Origin of the sequence: Pseudomonas sp. ADAK2, from assembly GCF_012935755.1 — a bacterium.
Classification (GTDB): Bacteria; Pseudomonadota; Gammaproteobacteria; order Pseudomonadales; family Pseudomonadaceae; genus Aquipseudomonas.
On the sequence record NZ_CP052862.1, the window covers coordinates 2,265,010 to 2,286,324 of the forward strand.

General features: G+C 60.7%; 21 protein-coding genes. 13 read left to right on the top strand and 8 right to left on the bottom strand.

Going from position 1 to position 21,315, the window contains the following annotated elements; translation table 11 throughout:
- Nucleotide 1 precedes the first annotated feature (1 nt).
- The 4 genes from HKK52_RS10520 (at nucleotide 2) to HKK52_RS10535 (ending at nucleotide 2,011) form a co-directional block, all read left to right on the top strand.
- On the top strand, nucleotides 2-187 hold the full coding sequence (locus HKK52_RS10520; protein ID WP_003175465.1) for a CcoQ/FixQ family Cbb3-type cytochrome c oxidase assembly chaperone: 186 nt from the start codon (nucleotides 2-4) through the stop codon (nucleotides 185-187).
- Entirely contained in the window at nucleotides 184-1,167 is a 984-nt protein-coding gene (gene ccoP / locus HKK52_RS10525; protein WP_169370771.1) for a cytochrome-c oxidase, cbb3-type subunit III, read from the top strand. Before HKK52_RS10520 ends, ccoP begins: the two co-directional genes overlap by 4 nt.
- 179 nt (nucleotides 1,168-1,346) lie before the next feature.
- Complete coding sequence (locus HKK52_RS10530) at nucleotides 1,347-1,601, top strand: type II toxin-antitoxin system Phd/YefM family antitoxin (RefSeq protein ID WP_178117483.1); 255 nt, start codon at nucleotides 1,347-1,349, stop codon at nucleotides 1,599-1,601.
- Nucleotides 1,601-2,011 (top strand): type II toxin-antitoxin system VapC family toxin, encoded by a 411-nt coding sequence (locus tag HKK52_RS10535; protein ID WP_169370773.1) that lies wholly within the window; start codon nucleotides 1,601-1,603, stop codon nucleotides 2,009-2,011. The genes HKK52_RS10530 and HKK52_RS10535 overlap by 1 nt, the downstream gene beginning before the upstream one ends.
- Before the next feature lie 120 nt (nucleotides 2,012-2,131).
- On the opposite strand, the gene HKK52_RS10540 is transcribed toward HKK52_RS10535, so the two are convergent.
- Entirely contained in the window at nucleotides 2,132-3,148 is a 1,017-nt protein-coding gene (locus HKK52_RS10540; protein ID WP_169370774.1) for a metallophosphoesterase family protein, read from the bottom strand.
- Nucleotides 3,149-3,888: 740 nt separating this feature from the next.
- Here HKK52_RS10540 and ccoG point away from each other — a divergent pair.
- From ccoG to hemN, 6 genes are all read left to right on the top strand, one after another.
- The gene (gene ccoG, locus HKK52_RS10545) at nucleotides 3,889-5,304 is read left to right on the top strand and encodes a cytochrome c oxidase accessory protein CcoG (RefSeq protein ID WP_169370775.1); all 1,416 of its coding nucleotides are present in this window, start codon (nucleotides 3,889-3,891) and stop codon (nucleotides 5,302-5,304) included.
- An 11-nt stretch (nucleotides 5,305-5,315) separates the two neighbouring features.
- Complete coding sequence (locus HKK52_RS10550) at nucleotides 5,316-5,855, top strand: FixH family protein (RefSeq protein WP_169370776.1); 540 nt, start codon at nucleotides 5,316-5,318, stop codon at nucleotides 5,853-5,855.
- Nucleotides 5,856-6,001: 146 nt separating this feature from the next.
- Nucleotides 6,002-8,452, top strand: a complete 2,451-nt coding sequence (locus tag HKK52_RS10555; RefSeq protein ID WP_169370777.1) for a heavy metal translocating P-type ATPase — start codon at nucleotides 6,002-6,004, stop codon at nucleotides 8,450-8,452.
- A gap of 24 nt (nucleotides 8,453-8,476) precedes the next feature.
- The gene (gene ccoS / locus HKK52_RS10560; RefSeq protein ID WP_047531427.1) at nucleotides 8,477-8,695 is read left to right on the top strand and encodes a cbb3-type cytochrome oxidase assembly protein CcoS; all 219 of its coding nucleotides are present in this window, start codon (nucleotides 8,477-8,479) and stop codon (nucleotides 8,693-8,695) included.
- Nucleotides 8,688-9,371, top strand: a complete 684-nt coding sequence (locus tag HKK52_RS10565) for a sulfite exporter TauE/SafE family protein (RefSeq protein ID WP_169370778.1) — start codon at nucleotides 8,688-8,690, stop codon at nucleotides 9,369-9,371. Before ccoS ends, HKK52_RS10565 begins: the two co-directional genes overlap by 8 nt.
- A 258-nt stretch (nucleotides 9,372-9,629) precedes the next feature.
- On the top strand, nucleotides 9,630-11,012 hold the full coding sequence (gene hemN, locus HKK52_RS10570) for an oxygen-independent coproporphyrinogen III oxidase (RefSeq protein WP_169370779.1): 1,383 nt from the start codon (nucleotides 9,630-9,632) through the stop codon (nucleotides 11,010-11,012).
- Here the strand turns inward: hemN and HKK52_RS10575 are convergent.
- Nucleotides 11,009-11,491, bottom strand: coding sequence for a hypothetical protein (locus tag HKK52_RS10575; RefSeq protein WP_169370780.1), 483 nt, complete (start codon nucleotides 11,489-11,491; stop codon nucleotides 11,009-11,011). The genes hemN and HKK52_RS10575 overlap by 4 nt on opposite strands.
- A 155-nt stretch (nucleotides 11,492-11,646) precedes the next feature.
- Here HKK52_RS10575 and fnr point away from each other — a divergent pair, with 155 nt between their 5' ends.
- Together fnr and HKK52_RS10585 are read left to right on the top strand one after the other, a co-directional pair.
- A complete protein-coding gene (fnr, locus tag HKK52_RS10580) occupies nucleotides 11,647-12,378 on the top strand; it encodes a fumarate/nitrate reduction transcriptional regulator Fnr (RefSeq protein ID WP_169370781.1) in 732 nt (243 codons plus the stop codon).
- Nucleotides 12,379-12,457: 79 nt separating this feature from the next.
- A complete protein-coding gene (locus HKK52_RS10585) occupies nucleotides 12,458-13,006 on the top strand; it encodes an adenine phosphoribosyltransferase (protein WP_133836729.1) in 549 nt (182 codons plus the stop codon).
- A gap of 49 nt (nucleotides 13,007-13,055) precedes the next feature.
- On the opposite strand, the gene HKK52_RS10590 is transcribed toward HKK52_RS10585, so the two are convergent.
- From HKK52_RS10590 to dnaX, 5 genes are all read right to left on the bottom strand, one after another.
- Nucleotides 13,056-14,204: an acyl-CoA dehydrogenase family protein gene (locus HKK52_RS10590; protein WP_169370782.1), complete on the bottom strand. Its 1,149-nt coding sequence runs from the start codon at nucleotides 14,202-14,204 to the stop codon at nucleotides 13,056-13,058.
- A 112-nt stretch (nucleotides 14,205-14,316) separates the two neighbouring features.
- Nucleotides 14,317-14,919 (bottom strand): recombination mediator RecR, encoded by a 603-nt coding sequence (gene recR / locus HKK52_RS10595; protein ID WP_133836727.1) that lies wholly within the window; start codon nucleotides 14,917-14,919, stop codon nucleotides 14,317-14,319.
- 65 nt (nucleotides 14,920-14,984) lie between these two features.
- On the bottom strand, nucleotides 14,985-16,019 hold the full coding sequence (locus HKK52_RS10600) for an NADP-dependent oxidoreductase (RefSeq protein WP_169370783.1): 1,035 nt from the start codon (nucleotides 16,017-16,019) through the stop codon (nucleotides 14,985-14,987).
- A gap of 160 nt (nucleotides 16,020-16,179) precedes the next feature.
- On the bottom strand, nucleotides 16,180-16,518 hold the full coding sequence (locus tag HKK52_RS10605; protein ID WP_007905413.1) for a YbaB/EbfC family nucleoid-associated protein: 339 nt from the start codon (nucleotides 16,516-16,518) through the stop codon (nucleotides 16,180-16,182).
- Nucleotides 16,519-16,584: 66 nt separating this feature from the next.
- Nucleotides 16,585-18,660 (bottom strand): DNA polymerase III subunit gamma/tau, encoded by a 2,076-nt coding sequence (gene dnaX, locus HKK52_RS10610; RefSeq protein ID WP_169370784.1) that lies wholly within the window; start codon nucleotides 18,658-18,660, stop codon nucleotides 16,585-16,587.
- A 144-nt stretch (nucleotides 18,661-18,804) separates the two neighbouring features.
- Here dnaX and HKK52_RS10615 point away from each other — a divergent pair, with 144 nt between their 5' ends.
- Nucleotides 18,805-19,554, top strand: coding sequence for a substrate-binding periplasmic protein (locus HKK52_RS10615; RefSeq protein WP_169370785.1), 750 nt, complete (start codon nucleotides 18,805-18,807; stop codon nucleotides 19,552-19,554).
- A 3-nt stretch (nucleotides 19,555-19,557) separates the two neighbouring features.
- Here the strand turns inward: HKK52_RS10615 and HKK52_RS10620 are convergent, their stop codons facing one another.
- Entirely contained in the window at nucleotides 19,558-21,258 is a 1,701-nt protein-coding gene (locus HKK52_RS10620) for a putative bifunctional diguanylate cyclase/phosphodiesterase (protein ID WP_169370786.1), read from the bottom strand.
- Nucleotides 21,259-21,315: the final 57 nt, after the last annotated feature.

Consider the following 21,315-nt stretch of genomic DNA (forward strand, 5'->3'; position numbering starts at 1 on the left):
GATGGATATCGGGATGATTCGTGGCCTGGGCACCGTTGTCGTGATGGTGGCCTTTATCGGTCTGGCGTTGTGGGTGTTCAGCCCCAAGCGCAAGTCGGAGTTTGAAGACGCGACCTTGCTGCCTTTCGCGGATGATCCCGAAGCCATCAAGCACGTCGAGCAAGCTTCTAGGAGTAACAAAGAATGACTACGTTCTGGAGTCTGTACGTCACAGTCCTGAGCCTGGGTACCATCTTCGCCCTGACCTGGCTGCTGCTGTCCACCCGCAAGGGCCAGCGCAGCGAAGCCACCGAAGAGACGGTTGGCCACTCCTTCGACGGGATCGAGGAGTACGACAACCCACTGCCGAAATGGTGGTTCATGCTGTTCGTGGGCACCATCATCTTCGCCCTCGGCTACCTGGTGCTGTACCCGGGCCTGGGCAACTGGAAAGGCCTGCTGCCGGGCTACAACTACCTCGATACCGACAAGCAGACCGCGTTCGCCAACGGCCAGACCGGCTGGACCGGCGTTCACGAGTGGGAAAAGGAAATGGCCAAGTCGGACGCCAAGTTCGGCCCGATCTTCGCCAAGTTCGCTTCCATGCCGATTGAGGACGTGGCCAAGGACCCGCAAGCCCTGAAGATGGGTGGCCGCCTTTTCGCCTCCAACTGCTCGGTCTGCCACGGTTCCGACGCCAAGGGCGCTTATGGCTTCCCGAACCTGACCGACGCCGACTGGCGCTGGGGCGGCGAACCGGAAACCATCAAGACCACCATCATGGGCGGTCGTCATGCCGTGATGCCGGCATGGGCTGAAGTGATCGGCGAGCAAGGCGTTGCCGATGTTGCCGGCTTCGTGCTGACCAACCTCGATGGCCGCAAGCTGCCGGAAGGCACCAAGTCCGACCCGGTGGCCGGGCAGAAGCTGTTCGCCGCCAACTGTGCGGTGTGCCACGGTCCGGAAGGCAAAGGAACGCCAGCCATGGGCGCGCCTAACCTGACCCACCCGGCCGCGTTCATCTACGGTTCGAGCTTCGCTCAATTGCAGCAGACCATCCGTTACGGCCGTCAGGGCCAGATGCCTGCGCAAGAACAGCTGCAAGGCAACGACAAGGTTCACCTGCTGGCCGCTTACGTCTACAGCCTGTCTCACGGTGAGAAGGCTCCGGCGGCGGATGCCCAGTAAGGCAAACGCTTGAAGCAATAAAAAACGGCCCCGCCAATGTGAATTGGCGGGGCCGTTTTGTTTGTGGCCGCGCGTGACCATGGCGACCAGTGGTAGTGCCGCTCTCCCCTCCTGGGTTGCGAGAGTTGCCATCGAGTAGTAACGTTTCTACAAAGTACTTTAAAGAGGGGGCTGCCATGATGGCCATCACCACGATTTCAAGCCGGGAATTCAACCAGGATACAAGTAGTGCCAAAAAAGCCACGCGTCAGGGGCCGGTTATTATCACCGACCGTGGCAAGCCAGCCCACGTACTGCTAAGCATTGAGGAGTACCAAAAACTCACCGGCATCAACGCCAATATCGTCGACCTGCTCGTCATGCCAGAAGCGGCAGACATTGACTTCGAAACCGAGCGTGCCGTGATCACTCATCGACCTGTGGACCTGTCTTGATGTTTCTACTCGACACCAATGTGATTTCTGAGCTGCGTAAACCCCAGGCAGATGTGAACGTTGTCGCCTGGGCCAAAAGCGTCATTGCGCCACGCCTGTTTATTTCGGCCATTACCTTGAAGGAACTGGAGACCGGAGTTCTTCGAATGGAACGTCGTGATCCCGCTCAGGGGAAAGTGTTACGCACGTGGTTGAAGCGTCACGTCATACCGGCCTTCGATGCCAGGATCTTGCCGGTCGATGCCGCCGTGGCTCTGCGCTGTGCCAGCTTGCATGTTCCGGATCAAGCAAATGAAAGCGACGCCCTTATCGCTGCGACTGCACTGGTGCATGGCCTGACCGTGGTCACCCGAAACACCGGTGATTTTCAATCCAGCGGTGTCGCATTGATCAACCCATGGGATGAATGAATGCGCCGCAATCACCGTGAGACGGCTCCGGCGGCGGATGCCCGCAAGGCCAACGCCTGAGCGCAATACGAAAAGGCCCCATCATCATTTGACGGAGCCTTTTTTAGTGGCGCAATAATCCTAGCGGTGAACCGGGATTGTCTTCACCTCGGTCTGCTTCGGCCATTTGTTTTCCTTGACCATTCTCACCGTAAGGTTTTTGCGATCCTCGGAAAAGCTGGCCGTCAGGTAAGTCTGCTGCGAAGCCCCACCGCTCAGAAAAACCGGCACGTCACCAAAGAAAGTGCGCTGGTCATAGCCCCACCAAGTACCGACACTCCGGTGATAGTGCCCGGCAAAGACAGCGGTCACCTGGTACTTCTGAATCATCAACCTGAACCGCTCAACCTGCTGAGGACTGCACTTCCACTTATCCGGCTTGTGCATATTGAGCAGGATGACCCGCCCTTTTTGCCGGGCCGCCTTCAGGTCCTGCTCCAGCCAGTCGAGGGAGTCGGTAATTTTATAGAGGGTCGGTACACCCCAATCCCAAGCTGTGAAGGTAGTGACATAGGTGGGCTCATTATGTAACTGCACCAGATGGACATCACCAAAAGTCCTGGAATAAGCCAGGCTACCGGCTACCGACCCGACAATAGAACCCTCACTCCCCGCCGTCATATCGAGCGAGTCCAACTTACCGAAGTAACGATCCTTGAAATCTACAACACTGCCCGCCGCACAATTATTTAAAAAACAATCGTCCACGTTATTCTCATAATCGTGATTACCCAGGCCGTAGTCGTATTGCCCTGCCAGGTATTTATCCAGAATCGGTTTAACGGTCGATCTCTGCCAGCCATGGCCGAAGGCAGTCATATCACCGTTAATCATTACCGGCACTTTCGAAGCACCGCCATTAAATGTCCTGAAACTGGCGATATCCGAATACTGGGTTTCAATCAGCCATTTGGAACGGGCATCCCGTTCGCCGTCAGTCTGGGCGGCGCCGCTGTCCGAATTTTCGGTCCAGGGGTATTGTGGATCGGAAGCAAATACCAGATGCCGAGGTGAATAATTAACTTGTTCAGCGTACGCAGGCACATTAAATAACAACACCAGACCCAATAACGACCCAGTCCTTGCAAATACATTCATAGACATCCATTTCCGTTTTTGATTAATCACACTAACAGAGCACCCTCGTTAGTTCTCGATCCAACGTTATGCCAGCCACCCGTTAAAAACAAATAACTCTCCGTCTTACTATAATAAAAAATGTGTCCCGACTACCGGCACATCGGTGACTTTCAATTCAACGGTGTTGCTGTGATCAATCCATGAGATGGATGAATTCGACGCAGTGGCAAAACCGTTCACAATTTGAGACGGACTTTTAATCGACCGGATGCCTTGGGGCCTGTAGTTTTTCTTCAGCTTGAACGCCCACGTCACGACGTGGAGTTTTCAAGGAACGAGAGATGCATTCACAGGTAATCACCAAGGAAGAAATGACATGTCCCATTCGGAAAACAGCTATTCCCGCTCCCGGTCACTTGAAACAATCCCTTTATTCTCGGCGCTGGAACCTGGAAACGGCACAGGTGGGCTGGACGGCCTGGGTGGCGGTCGTCTCCCGGGAAATTAACGGCTCCCCTGACGCAGAGCAGCGCCCACGCGCTGCTCTCAAGGCAAATCGTCGATCGTCTATAGTCAATTGATCTGGATCATGATTTGTTACATCTGCTACACCATCTTCGCTTTTCTCCCAACGCGACCAAAGGTCGCACCCTTGAGCTAGAGCGACAGGCGTATCATTGCGCCACTGCAACACCTCTTTTTGACCGCGGTCGGCATGTACTGACCGGGGCATTTTTCCACTGCCGTGGGATGCAATGATGAGCAATCAGATTCCGGTACACGACGTTACCCCGCCTGCCAAGAACGCGAACAACAGCGTCGACCTCTACGCCTCTCGAGAAAAGATCTACACCCGTGCCTTTACCGGCCTGTTCCGCAACCTGCGCATGATGGGCGGGGCCGGATTGTTCCTGCTGTATTTCGGTACGGTGTGGCTGAACTGGGGCGGCCACCAGGCCGTGTGGTGGAACCTGCCGGAACGTAAGTTCTTCATCTTCGGTGCGACGTTCTGGCCCCAGGATTTCATCCTGCTCTCGGGCCTGCTGATCATAAGTGCCTTCGGCCTGTTCTTCATTACCGTGTACGCCGGGCGCGTCTGGTGCGGTTATACCTGCCCGCAAAGCGTCTGGACCTGGATCTTCATGTGGTGCGAAAAGGTCACCGAAGGCGACCGTAACCAGCGCATCAAGCTCGACAAGGCGCCGATGAGCGCCAACAAATTCCTGCGCAAGTTCAGCAAGCACGGCCTGTGGCTGTTGATCGGCTTCGTTACCGGCATGACTTTCGTCGGCTACTTCTCGCCGATCCGCGAACTGACCATCGACTTCTTCACTGGCGAGGCCGATGGCTGGTCGTACTTCTGGGTCGGTTTCTTCACCCTCGCCACCTACGGCAATGCCGGCTGGTTGCGCGAGCAGGTATGCATCTACATGTGCCCGTACGCACGCTTCCAGAGCGTGATGTTCGACAAGGACACCCTGATCGTTTCCTACGACCCGCGTCGTGGCGAATCCCGTGGCCCGCGCAAGAAAGGCGTGGATTACAAGGCCCAGGGCCTGGGCGATTGCATCGACTGCACCATGTGCGTCCAGGTCTGCCCGACCGGCATCGACATCCGCGACGGCCTGCAAATCGAGTGCATCGGCTGTGCCGCGTGTATCGATGCGTGCGACAGCATCATGGACAAGATGGACTACCCGCGCGGCCTGATCAGCTACACCACCGAGCACAACCTGTCCGGGCAGAAAACCCATAAACTGCGCCCGCGCCTGATCGGCTATGCGTTAGTGCTGCTGACCATGATCGGCTTGCTGGTGACCGCCTTCTTCATGCGTTCGCTGGTGGGCTTCGACGTCAGCAAGGACCGCGTGCTGTACCGCGAGAACGCCGAAGGCCGGATCGAAAACGTCTACAGCCTGAAGATCATGAACAAGGACCAGCGCGACCACACCTATGTGCTGGAAGCCAGCGGCCTTCCGGACCTCAAGCTGCAAGGCCGGCGTGAAATCAAAGTCGCCGCCGGGGAAATTTTCAGCCAGCCGGTGGAGCTGTCCAGCGCGCCGGAGCAATTGCCATCGAGCACCAATGAGGTGAAATTCACCCTCAAGGATGCCGATGACGACAGCGTCCACGTTGAAGCCAAGAGCCGATTCATCGGCCCACAAATTCGTTGAGAGAAGTGATCATGCCCGCAGCAACTGCCGCAAGCCCTTGGTACAAGCATCTTTGGCCGTGGATCATCATCGGGATTCTCGCGTGCTCGGTGACCCTGACCCTGTCCATGGTGACCATCGCGGTCAACAATCCGGACAACCTGGTCAACGACAACTACTACGAGGCCGGCAAAGGCATCAACCGTTCCCTGGACCGTGAGTTGCTGGCCCAGACCCTGTTACTGCGCGCCAGCGTGCATCTGGATGAGCTGACCGGTGAAGTCGACCTGCGCCTGAGCGGCAACAGTCAACCCAAGACCGTTGAGCTGAACCTGATCTCGCCGACCCAGCCGGAGAAGGATCGCAAGATCACCCTGACCCACAGCGAAACCGAACAGGGCCGCTACATCGGCCAGATGAGCGACAAGGTTGAAGGTCGGCGTTTTGTCGAATTGCTGGGCGTGCAGGACGACAAGACCTGGCGCATGTTCGAGGAAGAACAGGTCAGCCACGACAAAGACCTGCTGCTGGGCGACGAGCCGTTGCAAGGCGCTGAAGACCTGAAGAAGTAAGCCTCACTTTGATCGTTCCCACGCTCTGCGTGGGAACGCAGCCAGGGACGCGCCGCGTCCCAGCCGAAGCGGACGCGGAGCGTCCGGGGAGGCATTCCCACGCAGAGCGTGGGAACGATCATCGGACAACACCCTGTGAAAACCCCATGACCACCCCAACCCCCTGCTACCACTGCGCCCTGCCCGTCCCGGCCGGCAGCCGCTTCACCGCCGTCGTCCTCGGTGAAACCCGCGAGCTCTGCTGCCCGGGTTGCCAGGCTGTGGCCGAAGCCATCGTGGCTGGTGGGCTGGAAAGTTATTACCAGCATCGCAGCGAAGCCTCGGCCAACCCCGAGTCCTTGCCGGTGCAATTGGTCGATGAACTGGCGCTGTACGACCGCGCCGACGTCCAGAAGCCCTTCGTCCGTCACGAAGGCGAACTCGCCGAAACCACATTGTTAATGGAAGGCATCAGTTGCGCCGCCTGCGGCTGGCTGATCGAGAAACACCTGCGCGGTTTGCCCGCCGTGGCCGAGGCGCGGCTGAACCTGTCCAACCATCGCTTGCACGTGCGCTGGGCCGACGCTCAATTACCGCTGAGCCAAGTGCTCAGTGAGTTGCGCCATATCGGTTACGTCGCTCACCCCTACCAGGCCGACCGCGCCAGTGAACAACTGGCCAGCGAAAATCGCCTCGCCCTGCGTCAGCTCGGTGTGGCGGGGTTGCTGTGGTTCCAGGCGATGATGGCGACCATGGCCACCTGGCCGGAATTCAACATCGACCTCAGCCCCGAGCTGCACACCATCCTGCGCTGGGTTGCGCTGTTCCTGACCACGCCGATCGTGTTTTACAGCTGCGCGCCATTCTTCAAGGGCGCCATGCGCGATTTGCGCACCCGGCACCTGACCATGGACGTGTCGGTGTCGCTGGCCATCGGCAGCGCCTACCTTGCGGGGATCTGGACTTCGATCACCGGGGTCGGCGAGTTGTATTTCGATGCCGTCGGCATGTTTGCCCTGTTCCTGCTGGCCGGGCGTTACCTGGAACGTCGCGCCCGGGAACGCACCGCCGCCGCCACCGCGCAGCTCGTGAATCTATTGCCCGCTTCGTGTTTGCGCCTGAGTGCCGATGGCCAGAGCGAACGCATCCTGCTCAGCGAGTTGCGCGTCGGTGATCAGGTGCTGGTGCACCCTGGCGCGATCCTACCGGCCGATGGCAAGATCCTCGACGGCCAGTCGAGCATCGACGAGTCCCTGCTCACCGGCGAGTACCTGCCGCAACCGCGCACCCTCGGCGATGCGGTCACCGCCGGCACCTTGAATGTTGAAGGCGCATTGACCGTTGAAGTGCTGGCGCTGGGGCACGACACGCGACTGTCCGCCATCGTCCGCCTGCTCGACCGCGCCCAGGCGGAGAAACCGCGCCTGGCGGAAATCGCCGACCGCGCCGCCCAATGGTTCCTGTTGCTGTCGCTGGTGGCTGTGGCCGCTATTGGCTTGCTGTGGTGGGAACTGGATTCGTCGCGGGCGTTCTGGATCGTGCTCGCCATGCTCGTCGCGACCTGCCCATGCGCCCTGTCCCTCGCGACGCCGACCGCGCTGACCGCCGCTACCGGCACACTGCATAAACTCGGCTTGCTGCTGACCCGCGGCCATGTGCTGGAAGGTCTGAACCAGATCGACACGGTGATTTTCGACAAGACTGGCACGCTGACCGAAGGTCGCCTGGCGCTGCGCTCGATTCGCCCGCTCGGCGCCCTCGGCAGCGATGAATGCCTGGGGCTCGCGGCAGCACTGGAAAATCGCTCCGAACACCCGATCGCCCGCGCCTTTGGCCGCGCACCATTGGCCGCCGAAGAAGTCCTGAGCACACCAGGACTGGGCCTTGAAGGCTTGGTGGGTGAGCAACGGCTGCGCATCGGCCAGCCGGGTTTTGTCTGTGAACTCAGCGGCGCTGCCGTACCGCTGATGCCGGACGAGGCCGGCCAATGGCTACTGTTGGGCGATCAAACCGGGCCGTTGGCGTGGTTTGTCCTCGACGACCGCTTGCGCGCCGATGCCCCGCCCCTGCTCGCTGCCTGCAAGGCGCGCGGCTGGCGCACGCTGTTGCTGTCCGGCGACAGTTCGCCGATGGTCGCCAGCGTCGCTGCCGAATTGGGGATTGACGAAGCCCGTGGCGGCTTGCGTCCCGACGACAAGTTGCAAGTGCTGCAACAGCTGCACAAGGAAGGACGCAAGGTGTTGATGCTCGGCGACGGGGTCAACGACGTGCCGGTGCTGGCCGCGGCCGATATCAGCGTGGCCATGGGTTCAGCCACGGACCTGGCGAAAACCAGCGCCGACGCGGTGCTGCTGTCCAACCGCCTCGACGCGTTGGTGCAAGCCTTCAGCCTGGCGCGGCGCACCCGCCGGATCATCATCGAGAACCTGTTGTGGGCCGGGTTGTACAATGGCCTCATGTTGCCGTTTGCCGCCCTCGGCTGGATCACTCCGGTGTGGGCCGCGGTCGGCATGTCGATCAGTTCGTTGACCGTGGTGCTCAATGCCCTGCGCCTGACTCGGATGCCGAGCATGCCCAAGGCGAGCGCCACGCCAGAAACCCGCCCGCTGCCGGCCTGAGCCGCGCGGGCATGGAGTCTTCCAATGCCAGCTCTTTACGTGATGATCCCGGCCGCGCTGCTGATCGTCGCCATCGCCGTCTACATCTTCTTCTGGGCGGTCGACAGCGGTCAGTACGACGACCTCGACGGCCCGGCCCACAGCATTCTGTTCGACGACCAGGACCCAAACCACACCGCTGCGGTCGATGAGGCCAGCGGTCACCCAGCCAAACCGGACGACAAGGCGCCACCCCATGCTTGAACTGGCGCCTCTGCTGGTGTCTGCGGTGATCCTCGGCCTGCTCGGCGGCGGCCATTGCCTGGGCATGTGCGGCGGTTTGATGGGCGCGTTGACCCTGGCGATCCCCAAGGAACAACGCAGCCGCCGCTTCAGATTATTGCTGGCCTACAACCTGGGCCGAATTCTCAGTTACGCCACCGCGGGCCTGTTGATCGGGCTCGCCGGCTGGGCCGTGGCCAACAGCCCGGCGGCGATGTTCATGCGCATCCTCGCCGGATTGCTGCTGATCAGCATGGGTTTGTACCTGGCCGGCTGGTGGAGCGGCCTGACCCGCATTGAAAGCCTCGGTCGCGGCCTGTGGCGGCATATTCAGCCGGTTGCCAACAAACTGCTGCCAGTGTCGAGCCTGCCCCGCGCCCTGCTGCTGGGCGCCCTCTGGGGCTGGTTGCCGTGCGGACTGGTTTACAGCACGTTGCTGTGGGCGGCGAGCCAGGGCAATGCGCTGGATAGTGCGTTGTTGATGCTGGCGTTTGGGCTGGGGACATGGCCGGTTTTATTGGCCACGGGGCTGGCGGCCGAACGCGTCACGGCGCTGTTGCGCAAACGCAGTGTGCGGATGAGTGGCGGTTTGTTGGTGATGTTGTTCGGGATCTGGACATTGCCGGGGCCGCATCAGCATTGGCTCATGGGGCATTAGATCGCAGCCCTTTAGCAGCTGCCGAGCCTGCGAGGCTGCGTTCGGCGGCGAAGCCGTCGTAAACCCTGAGTCCCGGATCATCTGATACACCGCACTGCCTGATTTCACGACGGCTTCGCCGCCGAACGCAGCCTCGCAGGCTCGGCAGCTGCTACAGGGCGATGGTTGGCAATGACACCGTTGACGCAAATCAAGATGCCCTAACGCCGCACCCCATAGACTCGCAGCCACTGCAAGCCTATCCGGGGGAACGCCCGCATGCTCGACGCCATTCGTTGGGACACAGACCTGATTCGCCGTTACGACCTGTCGGGGCCGCGCTACACCTCGTACCCGACCGCCGTTCAATTCACCAGCCAGGTTGGCACGTTCGACCTGTTCCATGCCCTGCGCGACAGCCGTAAAGCCCTGCGCCCGTTGTCGTTGTATGTGCATGTGCCGTTCTGCGCGAACATTTGCTACTACTGCGCCTGCAACAAAGTCATCACCAAGGACCGCGGTCGCGCACTCCCCTATTTGCAACGTCTGGAGCAGGAGATCCAGTTGATCGCCTGTCACCTCGACCCGGCACAGAAAGTCGAGCAACTGCATTTCGGCGGCGGCACCCCGACCTTTCTCAGCCACGACGAACTGCGCCAGTTGATGGCGCAGTTGCGCAAGCATTTCAATCTGCTGGACGATGATTCTGGCGACTACGGCATCGAGATTGATCCCCGGGAAGCCGACTGGTCAACCATGGGCCTGCTCCGGGAACTGGGCTTCAACCGGGTCAGCATCGGCCTGCAAGACCTCGACCCGGCGGTGCAACGCGCGGTCAATCGCCTGCAAAGCCTGGAAGAAACCCGTGCCGTGATCGACGCCGCGCGAACCTTGCAGTTTCGCTCGATCAACATCGACCTGATCTACGGTCTGCCGCGCCAGACGCCGGAGAATTTCGCCCGCACGGTCGATGAAGTCATCGCTCTGCAACCGGACCGGCTCTCGGTGTTCAACTACGCGCACCTGCCGGAACGCTTCATGCCGCAACGGCGGATCAACAGCAACGAACTGCCGACGCCGGCGCAAAAACTGGAAATGCTCCAAGGCACCATCGAACAGCTGACCAAGGCCGGCTACCGCTACATCGGCATGGACCACTTCGCCCTGCCCGATGACGAACTGGCGATTGCCCAGGAAGAATCGACCCTGCAACGCAACTTCCAGGGCTACACCACTCATGGTCATTGCGACTTGATCGGTCTCGGCGTGTCGGCCATCAGCCAGATTGGCGATTTGTACTGCCAGAACACCAGCGACCTGAACCTGTACCAAAACACCCTGGCCTCGGCGCAACTGGCGACCAATCGTGGCCTGCTGTGCAATGCCGACGATCGACTGCGACGAGCGGTAATTCAGCAACTGATCTGCAGTTTCACCTTGGAATTCGCCACCATCGAGAAAACCTTCAACATCGATTTCCGTGGTTACTTCAGCGAACTCTGGCCGCAACTGGAAGAGATGGCCAGGGACGGCTTGATCGAACTGGACAGCGAGCGAATCAGCGTACTGCCAGCCGGGCGACTGCTGGTGCGCTCGGTGTGCATGGTCTTCGACGCGTACCTGGAGCAGCAGAATCGTCAGCGCTTTTCGCGGGTCATTTAGGATTTCATGAGCAGCGACGCCGCCTTGAGGATTTGCTCCGGCGTCAGGCCTGACTGCTTCATGGCTTTGCTGAGCGCGTTGTTGGCGACGATCAGACCGCCGTTGAGGTTGTTGATGAACGCTTGCAACGCGCCGAGCTTGGCCTTCATTTCTTCCGGGCTCAGACGTTTATCTTTCATCACCGCCTGCATTTCGGCCAGCTTTTCGGCGATCTGCTGCTGCAATTTGCGAATCATTTTCAGGATCTGTTGAATGTTTTCCGGCAAGCCGCTTTGTTCGATGTCGCTGTCATCACCCTTGGACCCGGCGGCTTTTTCAATCCCGGCACCGGACAGCGAGACTTTGATGCCTTCGACTCTGGTCGGGGTTTCAACGGGCGCCAAGGTGACGTCCGACTCATCGACCGGCGCAATTTTCGAGGTATCGAGCAACGCCGACAAACCGCTATTGCCGGGATTCAACGTGCCAATGGCGGACATGAATGCAGTTCCTCGCAAGCGATCAGTAGACAGGTTATCGGCCGTCCGACCGCAGGCTTTACGCGCCTGCGGCAAATTCGCCGCGCGCTGGCCTGAATGTCCTCCCGTGAGTTACCCTTACGGCTTATGTGTGTTTTCCCACAAGGATTGAAGAAATGTCCGAGCCAGTCAAACTGCGCGCTCACAGCCAGGCCCATTGCAAGGATTGCAGCCTGGCCCCCCTCTGCTTGCCACTTTCTCTGAATCTGGAAGACATGGATGCGCTAGACGACATCGTTAAACGTGGTCGCCCACTGAAAAAAGGCGAGTTTCTGTTCCGCCAGGGCGACACGTTCGATTCCGTTTATGCAGTTCGCTCCGGCGCCCTGAAGACCTTCAGCCTCAGCGATGGCGGTGAAGAACAGCTCACCGGTTTCCACTTGCCGAGCGAACTGGTCGGCCTGTCAGGCATGGACACGGAAAAACACCCAGTGTCGGCGCAAGCGCTGGAAACCACCTCGGTTTGCGAAATTCCTTTCGAACGCCTCGACGAACTGTCCATACAACTGCCGCAACTGCGTCGCCAGTTGATGCGGGTGATGAGCCGCGAGATTCGCGACGATCAGCAAATGATGCTGTTGCTGTCGAAGAAAACTGCCGACGAGCGCATCGCCACGTTCCTGGTCAACCTGTCCGCACGCTTCCGCGCTCGCGGTTTCTCGGCCAACCAGTTCCGCCTGAGCATGTCGCGCAACGAAATCGGCAACTACCTGGGTCTGGCGGTGGAAACCGTATCCCGGGTGTTCACGCGCTTCCAGCAAAACGAACTGATCGCCGCCGAGGGTAAGGAGATCCATATTCTTGACCCGATCCAGCTGTGCGCCCTGGCCGGCGGCTCTCTCGACTGACTAGTGCAATTGCGGCTGAGCGAAACGGTTCAGCCGCCGTTATACTGCGTCGTTTGCAGCCTGCCAGGACAACTCGACGATGGTCTTCGACTCCTTCGACATCAAATCCCTGATCCGCCCCGTGATCGACTTCCCCAAGCCGGGCGTGATCTTTCGCGATATCACCCCGCTGTTCCAATCGCCCACGGCCCTGCGCCTGGTGATGGACACTTTTGCCCACCGTTACGTCGAGGCCGACTTCACGCACATTGGCGCAATGGACGCCCGTGGCTTCCTGATCGGTTCGGTGTTGGCGTATCAGTTGAACAAGCCGTTGGTGCTGTTCCGCAAGCAAGGCAAACTGCCGGCGGACGTGCTGGCCGAGGGTTACGCGACCGAGTATGGCGAAGCGTTCCTCGAAGTGCATGCCGACAGCTTGTGCGAAGGTGATTCGGTGGTGATGTTCGATGACCTGATCGCGACCGGCGGTACCTTGATCGCGGCGGCGAACCTGATTCGGCGCATGGGTGCGCGGGTGCATGAAGCGGCGGCGATTATTGATTTGCCGGAGCTGGGTGGATCGCAGCGGCTGGAAGATATGGGCATCCCTACCTTCTGCCTGACGCAGTTTGCGTTGAGCGAGCAGTAAGGCGCCACCGCTCGATCGTTCCCACGCTCTGCGTGGGAATGATCGGGCGTCAAAGCCCCATCTGCTTGCTGATGATCTCGTTCATCACTTCCCGCGTCCCGCCGCCAATCGACAGTATCCGGTTATCCCGATACAACCGCTCCACCAGACTTTCACGCATATACCCCAGCCCTCCCAGAATCTGCACCGCATCCGTGGTGATGCGATCCGCCGTGTCCGTGGCGAAATTCTTGGCCATGGAAATCTCTTTGATCACGCTCTGCCCCGCCGCCATTTTCGCCGCCTGGCGGTAGGTGAATTCCCGTGAGACTTCCAGCGCCGTGGCCATTTCGGCGAGGCGGTGCTTGAGCACCTGGAACTTGCCGATCGGTTTACCGAAAGCTTCGCGCTGCCGTGCCCATTTCAGGCTCTCCTCCAGCGCCAGTTGCGCGGTCATGTTGGCCATTAGCGCCAGGGCCAGGCGTTCGCTCTGGAAGTTGCCCATGATGCAGGCGAAGCCCATGTTCTCGGCGCCGATCAGATTTCCTACAGGCACCTGGCAATTGTCGAAGAACAATTCAGCCGTGTCCGACGCCCACCAGCCCATTTTCTTCAACTGCCGCCCGACCGTGAAACCGGGTGTGCCCTTCTCGATCAACAACAGGCTGATGCCGCCGAAACCGGGCTCGCCGGTGCGCACCGCCACCGTATAGAAATCCGCGCGGACGCCGCTGGTGATGAAGGTTTTACTGCCGCTGACCCGGTAGAAGTCGCCGTCACGCACGGCGCGGGTTTGCAGGTTGGCCACATCGGAGCCGCCGCTGGGTTCGGTGATGGCCAGGGCGCTGATTTTCTCGCCGGACAACACCTGTGGCACGACCCGATCACGGACTTCAGGACGGGCCCACTTGAGGATCGGCGGCAGTCCGATGTCCAGCGAACCGAGGCCGGCGACCAACCCTCCGGAGCCGCAGCGCATCAGCTCTTCGCTGGCGGCGACCTTGGCGAACAGATCACCTTCATGACTGCCGCCCAGGGCTTCGGGGTATCCGATGCCGAGAATCCCGGCGGCTCCAGCCTTGAGGTACAGCTCCCGGGGAAAGCTTTCGGCCTCTTCCCACTGGTCAATGTCCGGCAAAATCTCGCGCTCGACGAAACGCCTGACGCTGTCGCGGACCAATTGGTGGCTGGGGTCGAAGTATTCCTGAAAGGCAGGCATCGGCGAGCTCCACTGAAGGGTTCAGCGAAGTTAACCGAGCGCTTGCTTGGTTTTCAACAGGATTGTGTGGATCAGATGGACCGAGGAGCCCGCGAAGGGGCCCGTTCAGGCGCTACAACGCGATCGGCTTACGCCCCGCAAACGAATGCGCCAACGTCCCGCCATCCACCAGCTCCAGCTCGCCACCCAACGGCACGCCATGGGCGATGCGCGAGGCGATCAAGCCTTTGTTGCTGAGCAACTGGGCGATGTAATGTGCCGTGGCTTCGCCTTCCACCGTCGGGTTGGTGGCGAGGATGACTTCGGTAAAGGTGCCCGCCTCTTCGATCCGCGCCAGCAATTGCGGAATGCCGATAGCCTCTGGCCCGAGACCGTCGAGCGGCGACAAATGGCCCTTGAGCACGAAATAGCGACCACGGAAACCGGTCTGCTCCACGGCGTAGACGTCCATCGGCCCTTCCACCACGCAGAGCAAGGTGTCATCACGGCGGTTGTCGGCGCATTGCGGGCACAGGTCGTCTTCGGTCAGCGTGCGGCACAAGCGACAATGACCGACCCCTTCCATGGCCTGGCTCAGGGCCAGCGCCAGGCGCGAGCCGCCGCTGCGATCGCGCTCGAGCAGTTGCAACGCCATGCGCTGGGCGGTTTTCTGACCCACGCCCGGCAACGTTCGCAGGGCATCGATCAGTTGGCGAATCAGAGGGCTGAAGCTCATGGGGAAAAGTCCGACAAAACAACGAGACGCGGTTTATACCCGCGCCTCTGGCCAGCGTCAAATACTCAGTCCTGGGCGACCCGCACCACCAGTTTGCCGAAGTTGCGTCCTTCCAGCAGACCGATGAACGCCTCGGGCGCCTGCTCCAGGCCCTCGACGATGTCTTCGCGGAACTTGACCTTGCCGTCGCGCACCCACGGCGCCATGGCACTGACAAATTCCGGCTGACGATCACCGTAGTCATCAAACACGATAAAGCCCTGAATGCGCACGCGCTTGGTCAGCAAGGTGCGCTGCAATTGCGGCAGGCGATCCGGCCCGCTCGGCGCTTCATGAGCGTTGTACCCAGCGATCAGGCCACACAGCGGAATCCGCGCCTTGGCGTTGAGCAGCGGCACGATCGCATCGAAGACCTTACCGCCGACGTTTTCGTAGTAGATGTCGACGCCCTTGGGGCACGCCATGGCCAGGTCATTGGCAAAGTCCGGGCTCTTGTGGTCGATGCAGGCGTCGAAGCCCAGCTCCTCGACCACGTAGCGGCACTTGTCCGCACCGCCGGCGATACCGACCACGCGCAGGCCTTTGATCTTCGCCACTTGGCCGACCACCGAACCCACCGCGCCGGACGCCGCGGCGACCACCAGGGTTTCGCCGGCCTTGGGCTGGCCAATGTCCATCAGGCCCATATAGGCCGTCATGCCCGGCATGCCCAACACGCCCAGTGCCATCGACGGGCTCGGCAAACCGGACGGGATCGGAATGATGTTGCGCCCATCGCTGATGCTGTGGCTCTGCCAACCGGTGGAACCGACCACCAGATCGCCTTCGTGGAACTTGGGATTGAGCGAATGCTCGACGCGGCTGACCGCGCCTCCGGTCATCACCTCGTCGATTTCCACCGGCGCGGCGTAGGACGGCGCATCACTCATGCGTCCGCGCATGTAGGGATCGAGGGACAGGTAAAGGGTCTTGAGCAACACCTGACCGTCGGCCAAGTCCGGCAGCGCGACGCGCTCCAGGCGAAAATTCTCCGGGGTCGGCGCGCCCACCGGGCGCGACACCAGGACGATACGTTGGTTGAGGGTCAATGCTTGTGGCATGTGAGCGTCTCCTGTGATCGATGAATTCAGCGGTATAGGGTGCAGACCTTGGTGAGGGTTGGGCGTTCGATGTTTCTGCCACAGATCGTGCGCCGGAAACAAAAATGCCAGGCGCGATGCCTGGCATTTTTTTGTAGCTCATCCGACGCGCGTTGGCGAATCAGAATGGCAGTTTCATACCCGGTGGCAGTTGCATGCCAGCGGTCACGCCGGACATTTTGTCCTGGCTGTTGGCTTCGATCTTGCGCACGGCATCGTTGACGGCGGCGGCGAACACGGCCTCCAGCATCTCTTTGTCGTCTTCGCTCAGGCCTTCTACCAGGCTTGGGTCGATGGTCACGCGCTTGACGTCGTGACGACCGGTCATCACCACGGTGACCATATCGCCGCCGGCCTTACCGGTGACTTCGGCATTGGCCAGTTCTTCCTGCATCTTGGCCATTTTTTCCTGCATCTGCTGCGCCTGCTTCATCAGGCCGGCCATGCCACCCTTCATCATGGTAATCACCTCAAAGTACTTGGATAAAAACGGCGCCCGGCCCATGCGGCCGAATGCCTTCAGTTATTAGCCCTGACTGACCAGGGCTTCGACAGGTTCAATAGTATCGTTACGGATCACCGCACCGAACTGCTGCATCATTTGCTGGATGAACGGATCACCGTGGATCGACTCCTCGGCCTCGCGCTGGCGATTCACCCGACGGCGGGACGCGGCCTGGGCCGGGGTTTCCTGCTCGGGCTTGATCAGTTCCATGCTCAGGCTCAGCGTACGCCCGTGGAACTGGTTCAGCGCATCATTCAAACGACGTTGCTGGGTCGCGTTGAATAAGGCGCTGTGGGCCGGGTCCAGGTGCAACAGCCAGTTGTCGCCATCGACGGCGATCAGCGTGCAGTTGGCGGCGATGCTGCCGGTCATGCCCGAGATCGGCAGTTTCGGGAACAGCTCCAGCCATTGCAGCGCCAGACCGGTGGCCGGTGCCGCAGCGGGTTCTGGCTCGGGTTCCGGCGCCGGCTCGGCGGTATGTTCGCTGGCCAGTTCATCGAGATAGCTATAGGCCGAATCGATGTCCGGCTCGATGTAATCTTCATCCAGCGGCGGCTCGTCATCCAGATCGACGCCCGGCGTGGCGGCATCGACCTCGGCCACGGACGGTTCCGGGATCGGCGCAGCGGCCCACTCCGGCGCGTCCGGCACCACGCTGTCAGGCGTGGGCATCGGCATCGGTGGCAATTCGGGTTGTTCGGCGGCGGTTTCCAGCACCGGCTCGATGGCCGGCTGCTGGATAACTTCAGGCTCGACCGGGTCATTCCACGGCAGATCGACGACGGCTTCGACCGCGACCGCCTCAACCACAGGCTCGGGCACGATCACGGGCGCAACCGGTTCCGGCGCAGGGACTGGCGTCGGTTCAACAACCGGCGCAGCAACAACCGGGGCAACTGCCGCAGCGACTACCGGCGCAACGTTAGGCGCGGCAGCCACTGAGTTTGCGGAATCAACTGTGGCCTGGCTGATCCCCACTGGCTTTAGCGGCTGCCTCGGAGCGTCCGCCGTATCCGCCGGCCTGAACGCCAGCATGCGCAGCAGGACCATTTCGAAACCACCGCGCGGGTCCGGTGCCAGCGGCAAGTCGCGCCGACCGATCAGGCCCATCTGGTAATAAAACTGTACGTCTTCGGCCGGCAACGCCTGGGCCAGCGCCAGTACCCGGTCACGATCGCCGTGGCCGTTATCGACGCCTTCCGGCAAAGCCTGGGCGATGGCGACGCGGTGCAGCACGTTGAGAATTTCCGAGAGCACGCCGTTCCAGTCCGGGCCTTGCTCGGCCAGGTGACGCACGGCCTCGAGCAACGCCTTGGCGTCGCCTTCGATCAACGAATGCAGGACATCGAATACCTGGCCGTGATCGAGCGTGCCAAGCATCGCCCGCACATCGGCGGCCATGACCTTGCCTTCACCAAAGGCGATGGCCTGGTCGGTCAGGCTCATGGCGTCACGCATCGAGCCGTCGGCGGCGCGGCCGAGCAACCACAGTGCGTCATCCTCGAACGGCACCTGTTCGACACCCAGGACGTGGGTCAAATGCTCGACCACTCGTTCCGGGGTCATGTTCTTCAGCGAGAACTGCAGGCACCGCGAAAGAATCGTTGCCGGAAGTTTCTGCGGATCGGTGGTCGCCAGGATGAACTTGACGTAGGGCGGCGGCTCTTCGAGGGTTTTCAGCAGCGCATTAAAGGAATGGCTGGAGAGCATGTGCACTTCGTCGATCAGGTAGACCTTGAAGCGCCCGCGGCTCGGGGCGTACTGCACGTTGTCGAGCAGTTCGCGGGTGTCCTCGACCTTGGTCCGGCTCGCGGCGTCGATCTCGATCAGGTCGACAAAGCGCCCCTCATCGATCTCGCGGCACACCGAGCACTCGCCGCAGGGCGTTGAAGTGATACCTGTTTCACAGTTCAGGCATTTGGCAATGATTCGTGCGATGGTGGTCTTGCCGACCCCGCGCGTACCGGTAAACAGGTAAGCGTGGTGCAGCCGCTGGCTGTCCAAGGCATTGATCAGAGCCTTGAGCACATGGGTCTGGCCGACCATTTCGCGGAACGAGCGCGGACGCCATTTACGTGCAAGAACCTGATAACTCATCGAAAACCATCGCCACTGGGAAGCAGAAGCGGCTAATGCTAGCGGAGCAGGCCCGAAATTGCATCCGGTGTGCTCGTCTAATCTGGCTAAGCTGCACTTTGGGGGGCTATTTTCGGCTCGGGGTTCATCAGTACCGGAGCGTTTATGCGGTTGGCCTTGGGGGCATTGTTGTTAATCAGCCTGAACGTCACGGCCGCCGACGCGCCTGTGCGCTACGTGATGGCCGACAGTTGGGCGATGCCGATGGTGCAACTGGAGCGCGGTCGACCAACCCAGGGCATCCTGTATGACGTCATGCTCAGCCTCTCGACCCAGGTCGGTGTGCCGGCCGAGTTTCATGTGTTGCCGCGGGCTCGCGTGCAGAACGCCATGGAGCACGGCGAGGTCGATGTGCGCTGTTATGCCGCGCAATCATGGCAGCCCAACCAGTCCGGGGATTACATCTGGAGCATTCCGCTGTTTCTGCAACGGGACCTGCTGGTCAGCCGCAACGGCGCGCCTACGTCAGTCGCCCCCGCCGATCTGCGACACGAAACCATCGGCACCGTGCTTGGCTACATTTACCCGACGCTGCAACCGCTGTTCGATTCCGGCCAGTTGCAACGCGAAGACGCGCGCAACCAGGAACAGGTGCTGGATAAACTTTTGGCCGGACGCTCGCGCTACGCTGTCAGCAACCAATGGACCCTGGACTGGTTCAACCAGCGCCTGATGCCCGGTCGACAACTGCAAGCGGTGGCGGTGCTGCAGGAGCAGAATGTCGGCTGCTATGTGCGCAACGATCCGAAAGTGCCGGTGCAGCGGATTTTGCGCACCTTGTTGCGGATGAAAATGTCCGGGGAGATCGATGACATTATCGGGCTCTACATCGGCAACGAGCCCGCAACGCCTTGAACGTCAGCCCACCTGATCCAGCGTCTGCCACTGCGTCGGCGCAACAAACCCGGCGACCCAATCCGGCACCTCGGCGGGCGGCATCGGCCGGGCAATGAAATAGCCCTGGGCCACTTCACAGCCGAGCTGCAACAACAGTAGGCCATGCTCGACACTTTCCAGGCCCTCGGCAATCACTTGACGGCCAAACGCCCGGGCCAGGCCGATCACTGCGGTGGTCAGGGCCAGGTCGTCACGGTCGTGAAGAATGTCGCGAACAAAGGATTTATCGATCTTGATCGTCTGCGTGCGCAGGCGCTTGAGATAGCTCAGGGACGAATAACCGGTGCCGAAATCCCCCAGCGAAAATTGCACCCCGAGCGCCTGGCAGGCCTGTAAACAGGCGCTGACATGCTGGATATTCTCCACGGCCACCGACTCGACGATTTCCAGGTCCAGCAGTTGCGGGGCCACTTGGGCATGCCGGGCCAGCACCTGCCTGAGCCGCTCGACAAAGTCCGCCCGCTGAAAATGTCGCGCCGCAATGTTGATGCTGATCGGCCAGCCCTGCCCCGCCTGCTGCCAACGGTGCAGTTGCGCCAGGACCTGATCCATCACCCATTCACCAATGTCGATGATCAGGTCCGTTTCCTCCACCAGCGGCAGGAAATCCCGCGGCAGCACCAGGCCGTTTTGCGGATGCTCCCAGCGCAACAACGCCTCGAAACCGACGACCTCGCCACGACGCATGTTCACCTTGGGCTGAAAATGCAGGCGCAACTCGCCAGCGGCCAGGGCCTGGCGGACTCGCTCGACAGTCTGATGGGTGGCTTTGACTTCCTGGTCGCGGGAGACATCGAACAGGTGAAACCGGTTACGTCCGCGCTGTTTGGCCACGTACATCGCCTGATCGGCATGGCGCAACAGGGTTTCGGCATCTTCGTTGTCGTAAGGGAACAGGGTCACGCCGATGCTGGCGAACACATTAATGTCCTTGCCGTGCAGCGAATACGGCGCCGAAATCGCCCCCAGCACCCGATTCAGCGCCGCGCGCAACTCCGGCAGATCCCGAACGTAACGCAACACCAGCACAAACTCGTCACCGGCGAGTCGCGCCACCACGTCCTCGCCGCGCACGATCGCGCGCAATCGCTTGGCCACTTCCACCAGCAGCAAATCGCCGCTGGCATGACCGTAGCCATCGTTGACCGCCTTGAAGCCGTCGAGGTCGAGCATGCACACCGCCAGCGGAATGTTTTCCTGGCGCGAGAACTCCAGCGCCTGATCCAGCAGGTCTGAGAGAAATGCGCGATTGGGCAATCCCGTGAGCACGTCATGCCCGACCCGCCATTGCAGGGAATGCAGCAGTTGGCGTTTTTCGCTGATGTCGAAACGGATCGACAAGTAGCGGTCGACTCGCCCAGTGACTTCGTCGAGCACCGGCACCATGGTGCTGTCGACCCAGTAGAGGCTGCCATCCTTGGCCCGATTGCAGATCTCGCCTTTCCAGACGCTGCCCAGGGCGATGGTGCGCCACAGGCCGGCGAAGAAATCGGCGGAGTGCAGGCCGGAATTGAGCAGGCGATGGTTCTGCCCGATCAGTTCCTCGCGGCTATAGCCGGAGATGGCGCAGAACTGGTCATTGACGTAAGTGATCCGGCCGCTCAGATCCGTCTCGGAAAAGATGGCGGCGGCGTCCACGGCCCTGCGGTATTTCTCATCCATGAGGAAGGCTCGTTGTCGCTAGCGGTGGTACCGCTCGACCAGCGCACAATGCCCGGA

What these genes read in the sequence shown, in the direction of transcription:
- HKK52_RS10520 (WP_003175465.1), top strand. Translation starts at nt 2, where the DNA reads ATGGATATCGGGATGATTCGTGGCCTGGGCACCGTTGTCGTGATGGTG.
- ccoP (WP_169370771.1), top strand. Translation starts at nt 184, where the DNA reads ATGACTACGTTCTGGAGTCTGTACGTCACAGTCCTGAGCCTGGGTACC.
- HKK52_RS10530 (WP_178117483.1), top strand. Translation starts at nt 1,347, where the DNA reads ATGGCCATCACCACGATTTCAAGCCGGGAATTCAACCAGGATACAAGT.
- HKK52_RS10535 (WP_169370773.1), top strand. Translation starts at nt 1,601, where the DNA reads ATGTTTCTACTCGACACCAATGTGATTTCTGAGCTGCGTAAACCCCAG.
- HKK52_RS10540 (WP_169370774.1), bottom strand. Translation starts at nt 3,148, where the DNA reads ATGAATGTATTTGCAAGGACTGGGTCGTTATTGGGTCTGGTGTTGTTA.
- ccoG (WP_169370775.1), top strand. Translation starts at nt 3,889, where the DNA reads ATGAGCAATCAGATTCCGGTACACGACGTTACCCCGCCTGCCAAGAAC.
- HKK52_RS10550 (WP_169370776.1), top strand. Translation starts at nt 5,316, where the DNA reads ATGCCCGCAGCAACTGCCGCAAGCCCTTGGTACAAGCATCTTTGGCCG.
- HKK52_RS10555 (WP_169370777.1), top strand. Translation starts at nt 6,002, where the DNA reads ATGACCACCCCAACCCCCTGCTACCACTGCGCCCTGCCCGTCCCGGCC.
- ccoS (WP_047531427.1), top strand. Translation starts at nt 8,477, where the DNA reads ATGCCAGCTCTTTACGTGATGATCCCGGCCGCGCTGCTGATCGTCGCC.
- HKK52_RS10565 (WP_169370778.1), top strand. Translation starts at nt 8,688, where the DNA reads ATGCTTGAACTGGCGCCTCTGCTGGTGTCTGCGGTGATCCTCGGCCTG.
- hemN (WP_169370779.1), top strand. Translation starts at nt 9,630, where the DNA reads ATGCTCGACGCCATTCGTTGGGACACAGACCTGATTCGCCGTTACGAC.
- HKK52_RS10575 (WP_169370780.1), bottom strand. Translation starts at nt 11,491, where the DNA reads ATGTCCGCCATTGGCACGTTGAATCCCGGCAATAGCGGTTTGTCGGCG.
- fnr (WP_169370781.1), top strand. Translation starts at nt 11,647, where the DNA reads ATGTCCGAGCCAGTCAAACTGCGCGCTCACAGCCAGGCCCATTGCAAG.
- HKK52_RS10585 (WP_133836729.1), top strand. Translation starts at nt 12,458, where the DNA reads ATGGTCTTCGACTCCTTCGACATCAAATCCCTGATCCGCCCCGTGATC.
- HKK52_RS10590 (WP_169370782.1), bottom strand. Translation starts at nt 14,204, where the DNA reads ATGCCTGCCTTTCAGGAATACTTCGACCCCAGCCACCAATTGGTCCGC.
- recR (WP_133836727.1), bottom strand. Translation starts at nt 14,919, where the DNA reads ATGAGCTTCAGCCCTCTGATTCGCCAACTGATCGATGCCCTGCGAACG.
- HKK52_RS10600 (WP_169370783.1), bottom strand. Translation starts at nt 16,019, where the DNA reads ATGCCACAAGCATTGACCCTCAACCAACGTATCGTCCTGGTGTCGCGC.
- HKK52_RS10605 (WP_007905413.1), bottom strand. Translation starts at nt 16,518, where the DNA reads ATGATGAAGGGTGGCATGGCCGGCCTGATGAAGCAGGCGCAGCAGATG.
- dnaX (WP_169370784.1), bottom strand. Translation starts at nt 18,660, where the DNA reads ATGAGTTATCAGGTTCTTGCACGTAAATGGCGTCCGCGCTCGTTCCGC.
- HKK52_RS10615 (WP_169370785.1), top strand. Translation starts at nt 18,805, where the DNA reads ATGCGGTTGGCCTTGGGGGCATTGTTGTTAATCAGCCTGAACGTCACG.
- HKK52_RS10620 (WP_169370786.1), bottom strand. Translation starts at nt 21,258, where the DNA reads ATGGATGAGAAATACCGCAGGGCCGTGGACGCCGCCGCCATCTTTTCC.